The 18,471-nt window shown below is 42.9% G+C and carries 15 protein-coding genes; 10 read left to right on the top strand and 5 right to left on the bottom strand.

The genetic code is table 11. The features are described 5' to 3' along the window. Positions 1-164 precede the first annotated feature (164 nt). The 3 genes from ACHB7C_RS13845 (at position 165) to arnT (ending at position 5,036) form a co-directional block, all read left to right on the top strand. Positions 165-1,424 carry an aromatic amino acid transport family protein gene (locus tag ACHB7C_RS13845; RefSeq protein ID WP_042848477.1) on the top strand — a complete coding sequence of 420 codons (1,260 nt, stop codon included), beginning with the start codon at positions 165-167 and terminating at the stop codon, positions 1,422-1,424. A 296-nt stretch (positions 1,425-1,720) separates the two neighbouring features. Further along, positions 1,721-2,995: a bifunctional O-acetylhomoserine aminocarboxypropyltransferase/cysteine synthase gene (locus tag ACHB7C_RS13840; RefSeq protein ID WP_042848476.1), complete on the top strand. Its 1,275-nt coding sequence runs from the start codon at positions 1,721-1,723 to the stop codon at positions 2,993-2,995. 397 nt (positions 2,996-3,392) lie between these two features. Then, on the top strand, positions 3,393-5,036 hold the full coding sequence (arnT, locus tag ACHB7C_RS13835; protein ID WP_071547655.1) for a lipid IV(A) 4-amino-4-deoxy-L-arabinosyltransferase: 1,644 nt from the start codon (positions 3,393-3,395) through the stop codon (positions 5,034-5,036). A 52-nt stretch (positions 5,037-5,088) separates the two neighbouring features. On the opposite strand, the gene ACHB7C_RS13830 is transcribed toward arnT, so the two are convergent. Genes ACHB7C_RS13830 through ACHB7C_RS13815 form a run of 4 tightly spaced genes read right to left on the bottom strand, consistent with a single transcriptional unit; the run spans position 5,089 to position 9,936 of the window. Next, positions 5,089-5,274, bottom strand: coding sequence for a hypothetical protein (locus ACHB7C_RS13830; RefSeq protein WP_272686178.1), 186 nt, complete (start codon positions 5,272-5,274; stop codon positions 5,089-5,091). After that, positions 5,271-8,375, bottom strand: a complete 3,105-nt coding sequence (locus ACHB7C_RS13825) for a MexW/MexI family multidrug efflux RND transporter permease subunit (RefSeq protein WP_042848472.1) — start codon at positions 8,373-8,375, stop codon at positions 5,271-5,273. Before ACHB7C_RS13825 ends, ACHB7C_RS13830 begins: the two co-directional genes overlap by 4 nt. A gap of 10 nt (positions 8,376-8,385) precedes the next feature. Further along, positions 8,386-9,495 (bottom strand): efflux RND transporter periplasmic adaptor subunit, encoded by a 1,110-nt coding sequence (locus ACHB7C_RS13820; protein ID WP_042848470.1) that lies wholly within the window; start codon positions 9,493-9,495, stop codon positions 8,386-8,388. Positions 9,496-9,507: 12 nt separating this feature from the next. Continuing rightward, positions 9,508-9,936 carry a DoxX family protein gene (locus tag ACHB7C_RS13815; protein WP_042848469.1) on the bottom strand — a complete coding sequence of 143 codons (429 nt, stop codon included), beginning with the start codon at positions 9,934-9,936 and terminating at the stop codon, positions 9,508-9,510. Between the two features lie 99 nt (positions 9,937-10,035). Between ACHB7C_RS13815 and soxR the strand changes: the two genes are divergently transcribed. From soxR to ACHB7C_RS13780, 7 genes are all read left to right on the top strand, one after another. After that, on the top strand, positions 10,036-10,533 hold the full coding sequence (gene soxR, locus ACHB7C_RS13810; protein ID WP_048608778.1) for a redox-sensitive transcriptional activator SoxR: 498 nt from the start codon (positions 10,036-10,038) through the stop codon (positions 10,531-10,533). A gap of 233 nt (positions 10,534-10,766) precedes the next feature. Next, entirely contained in the window at positions 10,767-11,552 is a 786-nt protein-coding gene (locus tag ACHB7C_RS13805; protein WP_272686177.1) for an SDR family oxidoreductase, read from the top strand. A gap of 35 nt (positions 11,553-11,587) precedes the next feature. Then, positions 11,588-12,832, top strand: coding sequence for a styrene monooxygenase/indole monooxygenase family protein (locus ACHB7C_RS13800; RefSeq protein WP_048608776.1), 1,245 nt, complete (start codon positions 11,588-11,590; stop codon positions 12,830-12,832). 14 nt (positions 12,833-12,846) lie between these two features. Continuing rightward, on the top strand, positions 12,847-13,383 hold the full coding sequence (locus ACHB7C_RS13795) for a flavin reductase family protein (RefSeq protein WP_226619007.1): 537 nt from the start codon (positions 12,847-12,849) through the stop codon (positions 13,381-13,383). A 14-nt stretch (positions 13,384-13,397) separates the two neighbouring features. Further along, entirely contained in the window at positions 13,398-14,180 is a 783-nt protein-coding gene (locus ACHB7C_RS13790; protein WP_042848463.1) for a cyclase family protein, read from the top strand. A gap of 3 nt (positions 14,181-14,183) precedes the next feature. Continuing rightward, positions 14,184-15,797 carry an NAD(P)/FAD-dependent oxidoreductase gene (locus ACHB7C_RS13785; RefSeq protein WP_042848461.1) on the top strand — a complete coding sequence of 538 codons (1,614 nt, stop codon included), beginning with the start codon at positions 14,184-14,186 and terminating at the stop codon, positions 15,795-15,797. 75 nt (positions 15,798-15,872) lie between these two features. Then, positions 15,873-16,766, top strand: a complete 894-nt coding sequence (locus ACHB7C_RS13780) for a transporter (protein ID WP_226619005.1) — start codon at positions 15,873-15,875, stop codon at positions 16,764-16,766. A 68-nt stretch (positions 16,767-16,834) separates the two neighbouring features. Here ACHB7C_RS13780 and ACHB7C_RS13775 read toward each other — a convergent pair whose 3' ends face one another. Continuing rightward, a complete protein-coding gene (locus ACHB7C_RS13775; RefSeq protein WP_042848460.1) occupies positions 16,835-17,842 on the bottom strand; it encodes an AraC family transcriptional regulator in 1,008 nt (335 codons plus the stop codon). Between the last annotated feature and the right edge of the window lie 629 nt (positions 17,843-18,471).

The raw sequence follows: 18,471 nt of genomic DNA, 5'->3' as shown, positions 1-18,471 counted from the left end.
GGATTTTTACAGAGGAATTACATTGAGTTTTTTTATTTGACGTTATTAACGAGATCTACGCCAAAAAGTTGAACAAAATAGGTAAATTAAATTAGGCGGTCTTACTAACTTCATGCAAAATCGGCGCATCTGATTTTAATAACGTTAATGATGAAGAATACAAGATGAGCACAATAGAAAAAACAGTGGTTACAACGGATAAGCCAGTAAGTAAATGGACGTATAAGGATTTTACATGGGTACTTTCTTTATTTGGAACAGCCGTAGGGGCAGGGGTTTTATTCTTACCTATTAAAGCAGGTGCTGGGGGTTTTTGGCCATTAGTTGTGTTGGCATTAATTGCTACCCCAATGATTTGGCTAGCACATAAAGGGTTAGCGCGTTTTGTTTTGTCTGCAAAAAATCCGAATGCGGATATTACTGATACTGTAGAAGAGCACTTTGGTAAAGTTGGGGCAAATATCATTACCTTTGCTTATTTCTTTGCTATTTACCCAATTGTATTAATTTATGGCGTGGGTATCACCAATACCGTTGATTCTTTTATTGTCAATCAGCTTGGCATGGCGCAACCTCCGCGTTGGTTACTGTCAGGTGTGTTGATTTCGGCAATGACAGCAGGGGTGGTGTTTGGTCGTGACCTCATGTTAAAACTCACTTCTTTGATGGTTTACCCATTAGTTTTCATCTTATTAGCATTGTCTTTATATTTAATCCCTGAGTGGAATATGTCGATGCTAGAAGTGTCGCCTGATTGGAGTGCAATGCCAGTTATAGTTTGGATGGCTATCCCACTGATCGTATTTTCATTTAACCATAGCCCGATTATCAGCCAATTTACCAAAGACCAACGTCAACAATTTGGTGACAAGGCAATCGTCAAAACTGATATGATCACAGGTGGTGCAGCCTTAATGTTAACAGGCTTTGTGATGTTCTTTGTTTTTTCTGTGGTGTTATCTTTAAGCCCAGCAGAACTGGAAATTGCCAAGCAAGAGAACATTAGCGTGTTATCGCATATTGCTAATATCAATCCATCACCAATTTTGTCTTACTTAGGGCCGATTGTTGCTTTTGCGGCGATTGTTTCTAGCTATTTTGGTCACTTCTTAGGTGCCCACGAAGGTTTAGTTGGGTTAATTAAATCCCGCTCTTCTTTCTCAGTTAGGAAAATTGAGACAGCATCTATGTTATTTATTGTGATAACAACATGGATCGTCACTATTCGTAACCCAAGCATTTTAGGTATGATTGAAACGATGGGGGCGCCAATGATCGCGGCTATCCTGTTCATTCTACCGGTGGTATCGATGAATATTGTTCCTGCAATGAAAAAATTTAGTACGTCAAAGCCAGCACAAATATTCACTTTTGTCTGCGGATTAGCGTCCATTACTTCTGTTATTTATGGTGCATTTCAATAATCGCGGGTAATTCGATTCGTTTTAAAAAGCCACAATCTCAATGGGTTGTGGCTTTTTTTTATATGAATAAGAAATAGATTATAAGAATAATACCTTATGTGATTAATTATCGGCATTGAGCGGTGCAAAGCGTTCTAAGGCATGGAGTGTAGACTAATCTATATGAAATAATTTCAAGTTCAAATAGTTGCCTAGTATATAGTCTTAGGTAATATCTATTGATATCACAGCATAGAACCCACTTATAATTATCTCTTCTGGCCGTGTTTTCCAGTGCGTCATAACAAGGATAACAAATGAAATTAGAAACATTATCGATTCACGCGGGCTACTCTCCAGACCCAACAACCAAGTCTGTTGCGGTTCCAATTTACCAAACTACATCGTATGCATTTGATGACACTCAGCACGGCGCTGACCTTTTCGACTTAAAAGTCGGGGGGAATATTTATACACGCATCATGAACCCAACAAATGATGTTTTAGAACAGCGTGTCGCAGCATTAGAAGGCGGTGTAGCTGGGCTGGCTGTTGCTTCCGGTATGGCAGCTATTACTTATGCCATCCAAACTATTGCGCAGGCAGGTGATAACATTGTTTCCGTCGCAAAATTGTACGGTGGCACATATAACTTATTGGCCCACGCGTTACCACGTTTAGGGATTGAAACTCGTTTTGCGGAGCATGATGATTTAGCCGCACTTGAAGCGCTGATTGATGATAAAACCCGCGCAGTTTTTTGTGAGTCAATTTCCAATCCGGCAGGGTTTATTGTTGATATTGCCGCATTAGCCGAAGTTGCTCACCGCCATGGTGTTCCACTGATTGTCGATAACACAGTGGCAACCCCATACTTATGCCGTCCCTTTGAACATGGTGCGGATATTGTGGTTCATTCATTGACTAAATATATTGGTGGTCATGGGACATCACTTGGCGGGATGGTTATCGATTCAGGGAAATTCCCTTGGGCAGAGCATCCAAATCGCTTTTCTTTATTGATAGAACCTGATGTGGCTTATCATGGTGTAAGCTATACAGAGCACTTTGGTGCTGCCGCCTTTATTGCTCGCTGCCGTGTTGCGCCTTTACGTGGAACTGGAGCGGCGTTGTCGCCATTTAATTCATTTTTAATCTTACAAGGTTTAGAAACACTAGCATTAAGAATGGATAGGCATACAGAAAATGCATTAAAAGTGGCTAATTTCCTTGAAAAGCACCCACAAGTTGAATGGGTGAAATATGCAGGTTTACCAAGCAATCCAGAGCACGGTTTAGCGCAGAAATATATGAACGGAAAGCCGGCAAGTATAATGTCTTTCGGTATTAAAGGTGGTCAAGAAGCAGGAGCACGTTTTATTGATGCACTGCAACTGATTGTACGATTAGTGAACATTGGTGATGCTAAATCATTAGCGTGCCATCCGGCGTCCACAACGCATCGCCAATTAAATGATGCTGAACTCGCACAGGCAGGCGTATCGCGGGATATGATCCGTTTATCTATCGGTATAGAACATATTGATGATATTTTAGCTGACCTTGAACAGGCATTAGTTGCGGCAAGATAATTGGTGTAAAACTTGATAAAAACTGGTTATGGTAAAGTAAAATCATAACCAGTTTTTTCTTTTTTATTATCCAAAAAAGATGATACTCGTTTTGTTTGTTGTATTAGTTCTTATTTTTATATTAATAATTAGTTTTATATAGTATTTTGAAAAACTGAACGGCCCTGTAAGGTTTTAACCTTAATGTTCAATTCTTATCTATTTATTATTGATGAAATATAATTTCTATTTATGGATTGTTTACCAAGAATCAGCCTGATACAAATTAACTTTTGATTTGTTTAAACGGGGTTTAATTGCCATAACGATAATAACTAAATAGTCAGTAAAAAGTGTTTATTTAAAGCGAATAAGCTAAAAGATATTAAATATCAATAACAAGAATGGTTGAGAAAAAATGATTATGGCAAACAATAAAGTTGCCTACCTTAAGTGGTGCTTACTATTTGGGTTTATCTTAGTGACCTATTTTTTACCGTTAAACGGTAGGTTGCTATGGCAGCCTGACGAGTTACGTTATGCCGAAATTAGCCGGGAACTGATTATTAGCTATAACTGGAGTGTGCCTGAACTTCTTGATATTCGTTACTTCGAAAAACCGATTTTTGGCTATTGGGTTGGGGCACTGTTTCAAATGTTATTTGGTGAAAATAATGTGTCCGTGCGCCTTGGCGCTGTCTTTAGCACTTTGGTCAGTGGGTTATTTGTTTATCTCAGCGCTAAAATGTCATGGAAAAATGCACGTATCGCATTTAACGCTGCCTTTATTTACCTTTCGATGCTTATGGTGTTTACGATAGGCACCTACAATATTCTAGACCCAATAGTCACCGCTTTTATTACGATGGTGATTTTCTTTTTCCAATGGGGTCTAACCACACAACGTTTTTCTCATCGATTATGCGCTTTTATTATGATGGGGGTGGCTTGTGGACTAGGGGTTCTGACGAAAGGCTTTTTAGTGCTTGTATTACCTGTTTTAGTTTGTTCTCTTGCCGCGGTGTACTTTAAGCAATTCAAAGAAGTCTTTGTTTTTTCTTTTGTGTCAATCTTTACGGCATTTGTTATCTGTTTACCTTGGGCATTTGTGATTGCTAGCCGTGAGCCTGACTACTGGAATTACTTCTTCTGGGTTGAGCATATTCAACGCTTTATGGCGGACAACGCACAGAACAAATCACCATTTTGGTTTTATATTCCTATATTACTTGCTGCTGTTTTACCATGGTTGGGTTATCTTTTTGGGGCTATACATTATGCTTGGCGGCAAAAAGGGATTTACCTTTACTTTTTATTGTGGTTTATCGCCCCATTTGTATTTTTTAGCATCACAAAAGGCAAGCTACTAACCTATATTTTACCTTGCATTGCACCGGTTGCCATTTTAATGGCGGCTTACATTGAAAAAGTACGGGCTGAGAAAAAAACAACCGCTATCCGCTTAAATGCCGTTATTAACCTATTGGTCGGTGGGGCTGCCGCGGCATTAATTATTGCTTCTCCTTATATACCTAAAATTAACATTTATCAGGCAGATGAAAGTAACAAATTATGGTTGGCCGCCGCCGCTTTTATCTGCTGGTTATTAGTGGCATTGGTTTCTTTTAAGCAACGGTTTTGGTACTTCGCTGCGGCTTGCACTGTGGCAATCAGTTTGAGTGTCGGCCATGTGATCCCTTATCGCGTTGAAAGTAATAACACGCCTCAAAATGTAATTGAAAAATACCATAAACAGTTAGAAAACAAATCGATATTACTGACAAATAATGTTGGGTTAGGGACAGCTTTAGCATGGGTACTAAAGCGTAGTGATATTACGATGCTTCACCAAACTGGTGAATTAAGCTATGGGTTAAAATACCCTGATGCTATTAATCGGTTTTATAGCTTAGGTCAGTTACCTGGTTTATTAAAAAATAATCACTATAAGAATGTCGCGGTGGTGGTAGATGGTTCACAAAAAGAGATCATTGATGCTCTTCCTGGTAACCCAATTATAATTCGTGAGGGGAACTTAGTTTTCGCTTTCTACGAGGGTTAATAGAAAAATGGTATTACATGGAATGTAATACCATTTATATTTAATCGCCTGATTAGCGAGTTGGCTTATTGCCGTGAGGGTTGTTGCCTGTCGTCGGGTGGTTTTTCCCTATTACAGGGGGTAGCCCATGGTAAATTAATAACATTGTCATACTATTACTCATTGTATTTGCATCGACTTCCACTGTATCCGCAGTTCGACTATTTCTTTGGTAACGACCAGATAACGTATTGCTCATTGAGAAGCCTCCTCTGTTTCTTTTATCAGGCGGTTAGCTTCAGCAAGCTCATAACGCCTTGGTGTCAGTGCAGTCGCACTATGATTACGGGCAAGTAATGAATATATGGTGGGCAGAACAAATAAAGTAAATAACGTGCCAACTAGCATCCCTGTTACGATCACCAAACCTAATCCAAAGCGGCTATTGGCGCCTGCCCCTGTCGCGAATAACAAAGGTACTAAACCAATGACCATCGCTGCTGTTGTCATTAGGATTGGGCGTAAGCGAATTTGTGCTGCTTTGAGGATAGCATGGCGTTTGTCCAAACCTTCATTGGCCTGTAACTCATTCGCAAATTCCACCATTAATATGCCGTGTTTACTGATTAAACCGATTAATGTCACTAAGCCAATTTGGGTATAAATATTCAACGTTGCATAACCCAGCGCGAGTGGGATCAAGGCTCCACAAATAGATAAAGGAACAGTGATCAAGATAATCAGTGGGTCGACTAAACTTTCATATTGGGCAGCTAAAACTAAATAAATGATGATGAGCGCCGCCATAAAGGCAAAGGCGAGGGTGTTACCTTCTTGTTTATATTGGCGCGAATCGGATTGCCAGTCATGGCTGAAGCCGGCAGGTAGTTCACTTGCAATGCCATCTAAATAAGCAACTGCTTGGCCGAGTGTGACTCCCGGAGCCGGAATTGCTTGGAAAATAGCCGCATTTTGTTGATTAAATTGCGTGAGCTTATTGGGTTCAACTTGCGTATTGATATCTACGACAGTTGACAGTGGGATCATCGTTCCCGCTTCCGATTTTACATAGTGTCGTGACAGTGCGTCAGGGGTTAGTCGTTGGCTGCGAATACTCTGTGGGATCACATCATAGGAGCGCCCATCCATTCCAAAGCGGTTGATATAGTTTTCACCCACTAATAAAGTCAGGGATTCACCAATATCTTGCATCCTGATCCCCAAACTATTTGCTTTTGAACGATTAATGCGGACTTCAACCACTGGGTTGTTATAGTCAAGGTCGCTATCCACCACCATAAATAACCCACTTTCACGCGCTTGCTGTTTGATCTCTTCCATGGTTTTGTAAAGCACGGAATAATCTTGTGAGCTTCGTAGTACCATTTGCACCGGTAGTCCCCCTGTTGAGCCCGGCAATGCAGGTAACTGGAAGACAAAGATACTATTTCCTTCAACATCTCCAACACGTCCTTGTAAGTCAGCTTGGATAGCCGACGCAGGGCGCTCGCGTTGTTCCCATGAGGAGAGGTTTGTTCCCCCAAAACTAGCGGAAGGGCCATCAGTGCCGTTAATAATCCATGTGCTTTCTGTTTCCGGTAACTCCATGAAAACATCATGTAATTTACGTGAGAAACGTTCAACATACTCTAGGTTAGCGTGTTGTGGCGATTTAATAGCGGTTAATACGCTAGATTGGTCTTCAACAGGGGCTAATTCACGCGGGGCAGATTGGTAAAGTAGGGGCAAACTGATAAAGACCGCAACTGCAATAACACCTGTTAACCAACGGTTTTTCAAAGAAAAATTCAATACAATAGTATAGTAATGAGCTAACGTACTGAAGAACGTTTCAGCCATTCGCGCCATGCGCCCTTCGTTTTGTTTTGAATTGAGCATGAAAGAGCTCATCACAGGGGAAAGGGTTAACGCCACAATACCTGAGACAATCACTGCGCCTGCTAGCGTTAGAGCAAACTCTTTAAATAACGCGCCAGTTAAACCTGACATCAAGCCGATTGGGGCGTATACCGCGGCTAAGGTAATGGTCATCGCGATCACAGGGCCTGCAACTTCACGAGCCCCAATTAATGCAGCTAAAACAGGGGATTTCCCTTCCTCAATGTGGCGATGAACGTTTTCGACAACAACGATAGCGTCATCCACAACGAGCCCAATGGCGAGTACCATTGCTAGCAAGGTGAGCAAGTTAACACTAAAGCCGAAAGCCATCATCAGTGCGGCTGCACCTAACATTGATAACGGAATGGCTAAGATTGGAATGATGACACTGCGAATTGAGCCTAAACACAGGTAAATAACCACAATGACAATGAGCAAGGCTTCAATTAAGGTGCTGATCACTTGGTCAATAGAGGCTTTAATAAAGCGTGAGGTTTCAAATGCCATTTCCACCTTAACACCCGGAGGTAAGGTTTTAGTGATATCAGGCATTAATTGATTCATGCCATCAACAATTACTAACGGGTTTCCCGTTGGTGTCGCAAACAAACCAAGGTAAATAGCCGGCTCCCCATTCATCAAACCACTTGTTTCAGTGGATGAAGCGCCCAGTTCAATGGTTCCTACATCTTTCAGGCGGACTAATCCATTACCGTCATTTCGGATCACCAGATCACGGAATTCATCAACATTGGTGAGGTCGCTATTAACATAAACGTTAGAAATAACGAATTCACCTTTAATTTTTCCGGGAGCTGCTTGGTAGTTATTTTGGCGCACAGCTTGTGCGACGTCGGCGGCTGTTAGCCCTCGCCCTGCAAGCTTATCGGCATCAAGCCATAAACGCATAGCAAGTTGTTGCCCACCAAAAACTTGGACTTTGGCGACGCCGTCAATAGAGGAATACATCGGCTCAATAACGCGGGAGATATAATCCGTTAGCGCCGGTATCGATAAATTAGTACTGGAAAAGCCAATATAGGCAACTGCGGTGGATTCCCCAGAAGAAAGCTCAATAACAGGGTCATAAGCTTCTTTCGGTAACTTATAACGAACTTGGTTTACTTTAGCCATTACTTGAGCAAGAGCTTGGGTAGAGTCTCGATTAAGTTCCATTCGTACAGTGACAAGGCTGCTACCTTGTACTGAGGATGAGGATAGATAATCGACCCCCTCGACTGAGGAAACCGCTTGGGCAATAGGTTGCGTCACAAAACCTTGCATCAGCTTTGCTGATGCCCCGGGGTATTGTGTCGTAATGGTAATAGTTGCACTTTCAAGTTGTGGATATTGGCGAATAGGTAGCTTGCTTAGTGCAAATAAGCCAATTAACACGATAAGTGCGCTGACGACCAGAGCTAAGACAGGCCGGCGAACAAAAATATCAGTAAATTTCATTGCGCCTTCCTTAAGAACCTTGAACGGTCGGAGTCATTGGTTCAGACAAGGTGTCTTGTGCGACAGGTGTCACCGCAGAACCATCGTTTAAGCGTAATTGCCCTGAAGTCACGACTTTATCGTCGGCAGTTAACCCTTGCTCTATTTCTATTTTTCCATCCCAACGTTGCCCCGTTTTCACCGAAACGCGTTTAACTGTCATGGCGCTACCTTCGCCTTGCGTAATGAATACGGTATCGCCATAGGCAGTATAAGTAACCGCAGTTTCTGGGATGGTGAGGACTTGATTGCTGACTTGGCGCACCACATTGACATTGGCGTACATGCCAGCTTTCAGTGTCCCATCGCTATTGTCTAATGTTGCTTGTAAGGCAATAGTGCGAGATTTGCCGATTAATGGGTCAATGGCAGTGATCCGAGCTGGGAATGTTTTATTTGGGTAGGCATCGACAGTAATATCGACAATCTGCCCCAGATGGAGTTCGGGGGATGCCTGCTCATCTAATGAAAAATTGAGCTTTAATGTTTTCGTATTGACAAGGCTAGCGACAGTTTCTCCGGGGCTCAAATATTGCCCTTCGTGTACTTGGCGAATACCTATTGTGCCATCGAAAGGTGCGACGATGGTTTTTTGCGCAATCAGAGCTTGGGTTTGACGGATCAAACCTTGAGCGATATCGCGTTCCGCCCGTGTACTATCAACTTGAGCTTCTGCGACTAAATGCTGTGTTGCGAGGGAACGGGTTCTTTCGTATAAACGAGCAGCATTACGCAACTGTGCTTGATAACGCGATAAATCGGCTTGCTCAACCGCATCATTGAGTTGCACTAATAGCTGGCCTTTTTTGACTTGCTGACCAGATCCAAAAGCAATTTTAGTTATGCGGCCACTGGTTTCAGCTGCCACTAGCACTTGGCTTCCTGCTTCAAGTTCACCTACTCCGTAGAAAGTTCGTGGAGCCGTGTTTAAACTGACTGGGGCTAACGCGACTTTAACGGGAGGGTACTGGTAAGCAGCTTGTTTATTATCTTCATTTTGTGCATAGGTAGAATAGATAGCACTACCGCCCCCTGCAGCAATTAAAATTGAACACAGTATGATTATTGTTTTTTTATTCATTAGATTTTCCTTCTATTTCTGCGTTTTTAACGCGAAATAAAGACCTCGAAAATGCCCTGCAATAGCGACAGCGATTAAGCCACCGATGACTGAAATATGCTCAATCGCCCAAAACATAGCGATTTTGGCTTCTTCCCCTGTATAGCTCCAAAAGGTATGAACAATCACAATAGTGAGAAACAAAAATACGGCTAGAGCACCAGTTCCAAGCCATAAAAGGCGGTTGAAAAGCACCAGAACGGAAGCGGCTAACATGACAAAAGCAGATGCGATATTGAAAAACCAATCCGGGTGCAGACCGGCAGCACGCATTTCGGCAAGGCTATTCTCATAATCAAAAACTTTGGCTAAACCAGATGAAATAAATAAAACCAAGATCAGCAAACGAGCAATAATCCATAAGCTGTTGCTTTCTAACAATTTGGTGATCACCGATGGCATAAACCTATCCCCTTTAAAAAAATAATGTCAATTGACAAACTTGCAGGGTGGCACTATAAAACCTTAAGTTAAGTTGAGGTCAAGCTAAGGGACGCAAAAATGACAGAGAAAGACACGAAAGCGATAAAACCACGCAAAGAAAGTGGAAAAAAAATAGATTTTACAAGGGCATTAACCGTTGGTGAGGTAGCTAAACGTGCTGGTGTGGCGGTGTCGACAGTTCATTTTTACGAGTCAAAAGGGTTGATCCAAAGTACACGCACGCAAGGAAATCAACGACGTTTTCACTCTGTGGTTCTGCGTTATATTGCCATCATTAAAGTTGCGCAAAGTACGGGGATACCACTACATGAAATTCAAGAAGCTTTGGGGCGTTTTCCTGCGAATAGTTCACTCACATCGGAACAATGGAAAGAAATGTCCACCCAGTGGCGCTCTTCTTTAGATAAGCGGATCAGGCAGTTAACTCGTTTGCGCAATGAATTAGATAATTGTATTGGCTGTGGTTGTTTATCACTGAGTGATTGCCCGCTTCGCAACCCTGATGATGTATTGGGAAAAAGAGGCCCCGGCGCACGAATTTTGGAACGCCCATAAGTCATTTCCCCTTACCTGCATCCCATCACATTTCTCACCATTTGGATAGCCACTGCAAAAAGTGGCTATTTGTTTAGGTATATCAACACATTATTATTTAAATTGCCGCACTGAATGGATAATTTTTGCGTCCATCGGCTACAGCTTTTGGCTATTTTTGCGTAATTATTCGTCATGTTAATTTTTTGTGAAATCATTGTAATTAAATGAGAGTAAAAAAGAGGATGCCGAAGATGAGAGGTTTAAATAGTAAAATTGCCATCGTTACCGGAGGTGCGACCAAAATTGGTGCAACCGTGGCGAAAATATTGAGCGATTACGGCGTGACGGTCACTATTTTTGATATTGATGCAGTGAATGGTGAAAAAGTTGTTCAAAATGAGCCGAATATTGATTTTCTTCCAGTAGATATTACCGATGATCAGCAGCTTAAGCAGGGAATTGACCGTGTTGCGCAAAAATATGGTCAACTCGATTTTTTAGTTAATCTGGCCGCCACTTATCTTGATGAAGGCCAGTCATCCACAAGGCAAGATTGGCTAACTGCCTTAAATATTAATGTTGTCAGTGCCGTCATGGCGGCTCAGTTTGCCAAACCTCATTTAGCGAAGTCGGGTAAAGGGGCGATAGTTAATTTCACCAGTATCTCTTCTAGCATTGCGCAAACTGGTCGTTGGTTATATCCCGCATCTAAAGCCACTATGTTAGAGGTCACTCGTAGCCAAGCGATGGATTATGCGCAGGACGGAGTCCGTGTGAACTCTGTGTCACCGGGTTGGACTTGGTCTCGTGTCATGGATGAAATAACGGGGGGCAACCGGCAAAAAACAGACCGCGTAGCTGCGGATTATCACTTATTAAAACGCGTTGGCGACCCTGAAGAAGTTGCTCAAGTTGTCGCGTTCCTTCTTTCTGACCTAGCGAGCTTTGTCACTGGCGCAGATTACGCCGTTGATGGCGGTTACTCGGCTATGGGACCCGAACAGGCTAAACCCGCAATTCCCCGTCTTGCTGAATAAGACACCATATTAAAGACTTTGCAGAGGAAAATACTATGCGTCGTATTGCTATCGTAGGTGGTGGTCAAGCGGGTATGCCATTAGCTTTAGGCTTGCTCGATAAAGGCTATGAAGTCACAGTTGCAACAAACCGTACGCCAGATGATGTGAAAAAAGGCCGTGTGATGTCGAGCCAGTGCATGTTCGATATTTCACTACAATTTGAGCGTGATTTAGGGCTAAATTTTTGGGAAGAAGATTGCCCACCCGTTGAAGGTATTGGTTTTACGGTTCCACATCCAGAAAAAGCGGGTGAAAAAGCCATCACATGGCGGTCTCGCTTAGATAATTATGCGCAAGCCGTTGATCAGCGTATCAAAATGCCATATTGGATGGAGCTATTTGCGGCTCGTGGCGGTAATTTACGTATTGAAGATGTGGGTATTGCAGAGCTCGAACGCCTAGCGGAAACCCATGATTTAGTAATATTAGCAGGGGGCAAAGGTGAAATAGTCAAGCTCCTTGAGCGTGATGAAACCCGTTCGCCGTATGATAAACCTCAGCGAGCTTTGGCATTGACCTATGTCCACGGCATGTTACCAACCCCTGAATATTCACAAGTTTCATTTAACTTGATCCCTGGAGTTGGTGAATATTTCGTATTCCCTTCTCTGACGAACAGCGGTGATTGCCACATTATGGTCTTTGAAGGGGTCCCCGGTGGGCCAATGGACCAATGGAACGAGGCGCGTACTCCCCAAGAACATTTGGCTTACAGTAAAAAGATCCTTAACACCTATTTACCATGGGAAGGGGAGCGCTGCCATAACATTGAGCTAACAGATGATAACGGTATTCTAGCGGGACGATTTGCGCCGACAGTGCGTAAGCCCGTGTTAACGCTGCCATCAGGTAAAATTGTGTTCGGCTTAGGTGATGCGCTAGTCACCAATGACCCGTTGACAGGGCAAGGTTCAAACAATGCGACGAAAGCCAGCAAAGTTTACTATGACGCTATCTTAGCGCATGGAGATAAACCTTATACCGCCCAGTGGATGAACGACACTTTCGAACAATTCTGGAAATATGGTCGCTATGTTGTTGAGTGGACAAACTCTTTATTGGCTCCTCCTGAACCGCATATTTTACATCTCTTGGATGCCGCTCAACAGTTGCCATCTCTCTCACATACTATCGCTAATGCATTCAACTACCCACCAGTCTTATTTCCTTGGTGGAAAGATGGGGCAGCTTGCGAGGCTTACATCCAATCACAAATGATGGAAGAAGCTCGAGCCTAAAAGGGGAGTCCAATATGTCTATGATTGCAGAGGATACATTCATGTGTGATAGGGAATGGGGCCATACCGAATTTGAACCTAAAGCCTTGCGCAATTTACTCGGTTGTTATCCAACAGGGGTCGCGGTTGTGATCACACGTGCAGAGGATGGCCGTGACGTTGGGTTAACAATTAACTCATTTGCATCGTTATCACTCGACCCACCATTGGTGTTATGGAGCCTAGTTAACCATTCACCAAATTTATCTGTGTTTCGTGATTGCCGTCATTTCACTATCAATATTTTAGGTAAAGAGCACCAAGAACTGGCCATGCGTTTTGCTAACCCACGCATCGAAAATAAATTTGCAGATGTGGCGACCCATGTAACGCCAGAAGGTGTCCCCGCGCTACATGGCGCGATAGCCACCTTAGTTTGCGAAAATCATAAACAAGACCATATCGGTGATCACCTATTAATGGTGGGACATGTTCGGCGGATTAGCAGTGAGACAGGTAAGCCGCTGGTTTTCCATGGTGGCACGTTTACCGCTTTACATGAAGCCCTTTAGGTGTAGGAGAGATTATGAACCAGCCAGCATTGATGACATTCGTAAAAGAATTGCAACAGGGCAATATTCGCGTTGTTGACTTGACGCAGACATTATCCCCATCGTTTCCTGCCTTGCAGTTACCCGAACAATTTGGGCAAGTATGGTCATTTAGTATGGAACAAATTTCCCGCTACGATGATAACGGCCCTGGGTGGTATTGGAATAATTTTAGTTGTGGGGAACATACAGGAACCCATTTTGATGCACCTATTCATTGGATAAGCGGCAAAGACCAAGCCAATAATACCGTAGATACGATCCCTGTCGAAAATTTTGTGGCACCAGCGGTTGTGGTCGATGCCAGCCAAGAAGTGGCTAACAATGCAGATTGGGTACTGACGGTAGAGTTTCTACAACAATGGGAACACAAACACGGCAAAATCCCAAAAGGGGCATGGGTATTATTTCGGACGGATTGGTCAAAAAAGGCCGATAACCCTGTGGAATATGTAAATATGCACGAAGATGGTGCACACACACCCGGACCATCGCAAGAAGCGGTTGAGTGGCTTATTCATGAGCGTGATGTGAAAGGGTTTGGTGTTGAGACTATTAATACTGATGCAGGGCAATCTTATCGTTGGCCAATTGCATATCCCTGTCACACATTGATGCATGGCAGCAATAAATATGGCCTACAATGTTTAAAAAACCTCGATAAATTACCTGCAACTGGCGTCGTCATTGTTGCCGCTCCTTTAAAAATTGAAGGGGGCTCAGGTAGCCCATTACGTGTACTAGCGCTGGTGGGGTGATTTATGACAACACACTCTCACCCTCAAGTCATTGTTGTTGGCAGCGGGATGAACTCATTAATGTGTGCCGCTTTATTGGCGGTACGCGGTAAATCAGTACTGGTTCTAGAGCGTAATGACCGCTTAGGGGGCTGCATTCGTACTGAAAATTTATTTGAGGGGTATACCCACGACTTACTGTCTTGCTGGTATTCGTTATTCGTAGGCAGTCCCGGTTATCAGGAACTCGAACCTTATTTAAAAAAATATGGTTTAGAGTTTTGCCAATGTGATTATTCGACAGGGTTAGTTCAGCCAGATGGTCAGTCTGTTGCATTAAAGCGCGATATTGCTGAAGCAGCAAAGCAACTTGATAGTTTAGCACCGGGAGACGGTACGGCATTTCGTAAAATGGCAGAGACGCTATTTAACCAAGACGCAGCACTGACATTTGGTTTATTAGGGCAAAACCCATACAGTGCGGGCATGTTGAAATTATTATTTTCGCAATGGCGCAAACGAGGTGTAGATGGGTTATTGGATTTTGCTAAGTCTGGAATAGAAAGCTTTCGCCGTTGGTCTGAGCGTGAGCTACAACATGATTTTAGCCGAGCTTTAATGGCGCCTTGGGTATTACATACAGGGTTAGGGCCTGATGAAGCGAGTTCTGCGCTAATTGGGAAACTCACATTTGCAGCGGTAGTTGCTGGTGGTATGCCTGTTGTAAAAGGTGGGAGCGAGCGCATTGTTGAGGCGTTTTCGAAGGTTATCGAAGCCCATGGTGGGCAGCTCAAAACAGGGATGCACGTTGAAAAAATTATTACTCAAGGCCTCGGGAAGAATAGCCGAGCAACAGGGGTTAGGGCTAATGGGCAGGACATTAGCGCTTCAGAGAGCGTGATATGCAATGTTACCCCGACTCAGCTATATGGCGTATTGCTTGATAATGTTTCCCCACAAATAAAGCAAAGGTCAAACGGTTATCGTTATGGGCGTGCGGGGATGCAAATCCATTTTGCACTGAGTGCTCCTCCTCCTTGGTGTAACCCTGAGCTTCTTCATGTTCCTTTGGTTCATTTTACGGAAAGTATGGAACAGGTTTGTTTGTCTGTGGCCCAAGCGAATAACGGTTACTTACCTGATAAACCGACGTTTGGTATTGGTCAGCCGACAGCGCTTGACCCAAGCAGAGCCCCCGATGGAGGGTGGATTTTATGGGTTCAAATGCAGGAGCTTCCTCGCACCTTAAAAGGTGATAGTGCTGGTGAAATTTCAATTCCAGAAGATGGAAAGTGGAATGAGCAAGTGCGTGAAGCAGTAGCTGATCGGATACAGCAGCGTTTAGAACAAGTTATGCCGGGGTTCTCTTCACTGATTGTCGGCCGTAAAGCGATTTCTCCAGCTGATCTTGAACGCTATAACTGCAATCTCGTCGGCGGTGATCCTTACTCAGGGACTTGCTCACCAGACCAATTCTTTTGGTTACGCCCTTTTGCGGCGACGGGGCAAACAAAAGCACATCAAACAGCAGTAAAAAATCTCTTTCATATTGGCGCATCAACACATCCCGGCCCCGGGCTTGGTGGTGGCTCTGGTTACCTTGTTGCACAAAAATTGGCAGTCAAACGTAGGACATAAATAAATCAGCAATGGATTTGTACTATCGCAGGCAAAGCACACACAGTAAGACAACCCACTATGGCAGGAAATATGATGAAAACAAAAATAATCAGTAGGCTTGTTGCAGGTTCGTGTCTCAGTATTCTTTCATTTGGTGCGGTCGCTACCGAAGGTGGTGGATTAGGTGTTTATCCCGATGGTCTCGAAAACTTTATGTCAGGGGCGCTACCACCACAAGGTGTCCATGTACTGATATATGGTGGAAATGCGCATTATGACAGTATTCGCGATAACAAAGGGGATAAAATCCCTGTGCCGGGTTTTAGTGTAAATGTGAATGTATTAGCGCCAAGGCTAATTTGGGTGACAGACCAAAAAGTGTTTGGTGGTGACTTAGCTTTCCATACGATTGTGCCATTATTGGATGTTACCGCAAAGGCAGCAGGTCAGAAAGACAACAGCCGTGGCCTTGGCGATGTGACATTTGGACCAGCCTTAGGTTTTCATCCATCGGCAGATTTACACTATGTGGTGGGGTTAGATGCCTACGCCCCAACAGGGAAATACAGTAAAACTGACCCATCAAGTCTGGGGAAAAATTACTGGGCATTACAGCCTGTCTGGGCAATAAGTTATATTCCCCCAGTTGGTGTGAATGCCGATTTAAAAATGATGTATGATTTTAACTTCCGTAATAACGATACAAAAACACGTTCAGGCCAAGCATTTCATGCTGATTATGGCTTAGGCTGGGGCTTTGGAAATGGTTGGGTTGCAGGGATTGGCGGGTATGCTTTTATGCAAACAACAAATGATAGTGGGCCAAATTCAGCACAAGGAAAAGCCCGAGCCTATTCGATAGGGCCATCCATTCGTTATGCCAACCCTCAAGGCTGGTTATTTACGGCTAAATGGGAAAAAGATTTTGAAGTGAGAAACCGCCCAGAAGGATCGCAAATTTATTTAAAAGCGGCCATTCCATTCTAACGAGTATAATAAATTAAAGCCCTACACCGTGTTAGAATAGCGATGTAGGGCTTTGTGTAAGACATCATTTAGGCTTTTTTCAGACTTTGGCTCGGCGTTTCACCATATCGTTGTTTATATTCCGCACTAAAACGTCCCATATGAGCAAATCCCCAACGTAATGCGACTCCCGTGACACTGGTCGCTTCCCCAGAAAGCAGTTCGGCTCTTACCCGTTCCATTCGTAAATCGCGTAGATATTGCATTGGGCTAATATCTAAAAACTCTTTAAAGCCGGCATATAAGCTACGTAAACTGACTCCCGCAATGTGGGCTAGTTGCTCAACTGTAATAGGTTCATGGGCATGAGCTTCTAAGTATTCCTGCACACGCCTGACATGGCGAGGACGGATTGTGGCTCTGCGCATTCCAGAATCTTCAGTATAGTTATGGCCTTGGGTGGAGAGAAGAGTGACAGAAACCAATTGCTCAACTTGTGTGGTGATCAACTTATGTTGTAGTAGATCCGGTGTACGTGTAGCACATTCAATTAAGTAATTCATTAAGGTGCGCCATGCAATACAGGATTGCCATGCAAAACCTAACTGAAAAACTAATGGTTTATCTAAAGTGTGTCCTAGCTGGCCAACTAAAGACCGTTCTAGTAAGGAGCGAGAAATACGCAACATAAACTGATCGTTATCGCTATTCCAACGCATGGTTGTTGATTCTTCTGGGCTAAGTAACGATGCCATTTGTGGTGTGGACTCTATACATTTTCCGCCACTTTCAATGGTCGCACTGCCAGACAACGGCATTTGTACTAGGAAAAAGTCCTGCAGTTGCCCTGGAGCAATAGTAACATCAGCGCCATATCGTAGACGGCTCAGCGAAATATCCCCCATGGGAATATAATGCATACGGGCATCAAGGCGTTGATGTGGGTTGAGTAAATGAAACTGATGGGGCTTCATCACCCGACCAACCATGGACTTGATCTCCTCGGGATCTGCGGATGTAAACAATAAGCGCTCGGAAGAACAGAGCTGATTTTCAATCTGAGGTGCAGGTGAATGGGGCCACGAGTTGCTCAACATCGGAGGTACCTCCAAAATTATTTTTCAGCTTTATTTCATATTTGGTCAATCTTTAGCTGCATTGTTATCATTTTTTATATTTTTTATAAATTAATTCAAATGGTTATTGTATACGATTAATGATGTGACACTTCTTTTTAAGAGAAGAGTGATCCACTATTCAGGATAAAAGCAGTTATATTCCGTTTTTAATTAACATCTCATTAATTATTTTTTAACTAAATGTGAATTGAACATAGCATAAACAGTTTTCCTTACCTAGCTAAAAACGTGCAGAAACTATCCAAAAAATGCAAAAAAATAGAAACTATGTGGTTATTGTGATGGTGCTAACAATATAAAATATAACGTTATTTTAATGATTTAATTAGCTAATTATTCATGATTTATCATGTTGTTGTTTCTATTTATCTATCGATTAGTGAATTTGTCAATTTAATTATCTAGTTAGTTTTGTTATGTTGAATTAAATAGCTAATGCCTTTATTTTTATAGGGGTTATTTACTGCAATTATATTATTTTTTGCATCATCAATTTATTTTTTGAGGTTAATTCTTTTCAGTTATTTTGCTGAAAAAGAGTATTTTCTAGTTGTTTTCATTGGCGATTTGTCCCCTATCTGCAAGCC

Source organism: Providencia sp. 2024EL-00732, from assembly GCF_044006275.1.
Classification (GTDB): Bacteria; Pseudomonadota; Gammaproteobacteria; order Enterobacterales; family Enterobacteriaceae; genus Providencia; species Providencia huashanensis.
This window is presented reverse-complemented; position numbering and strand designations above follow the sequence as displayed.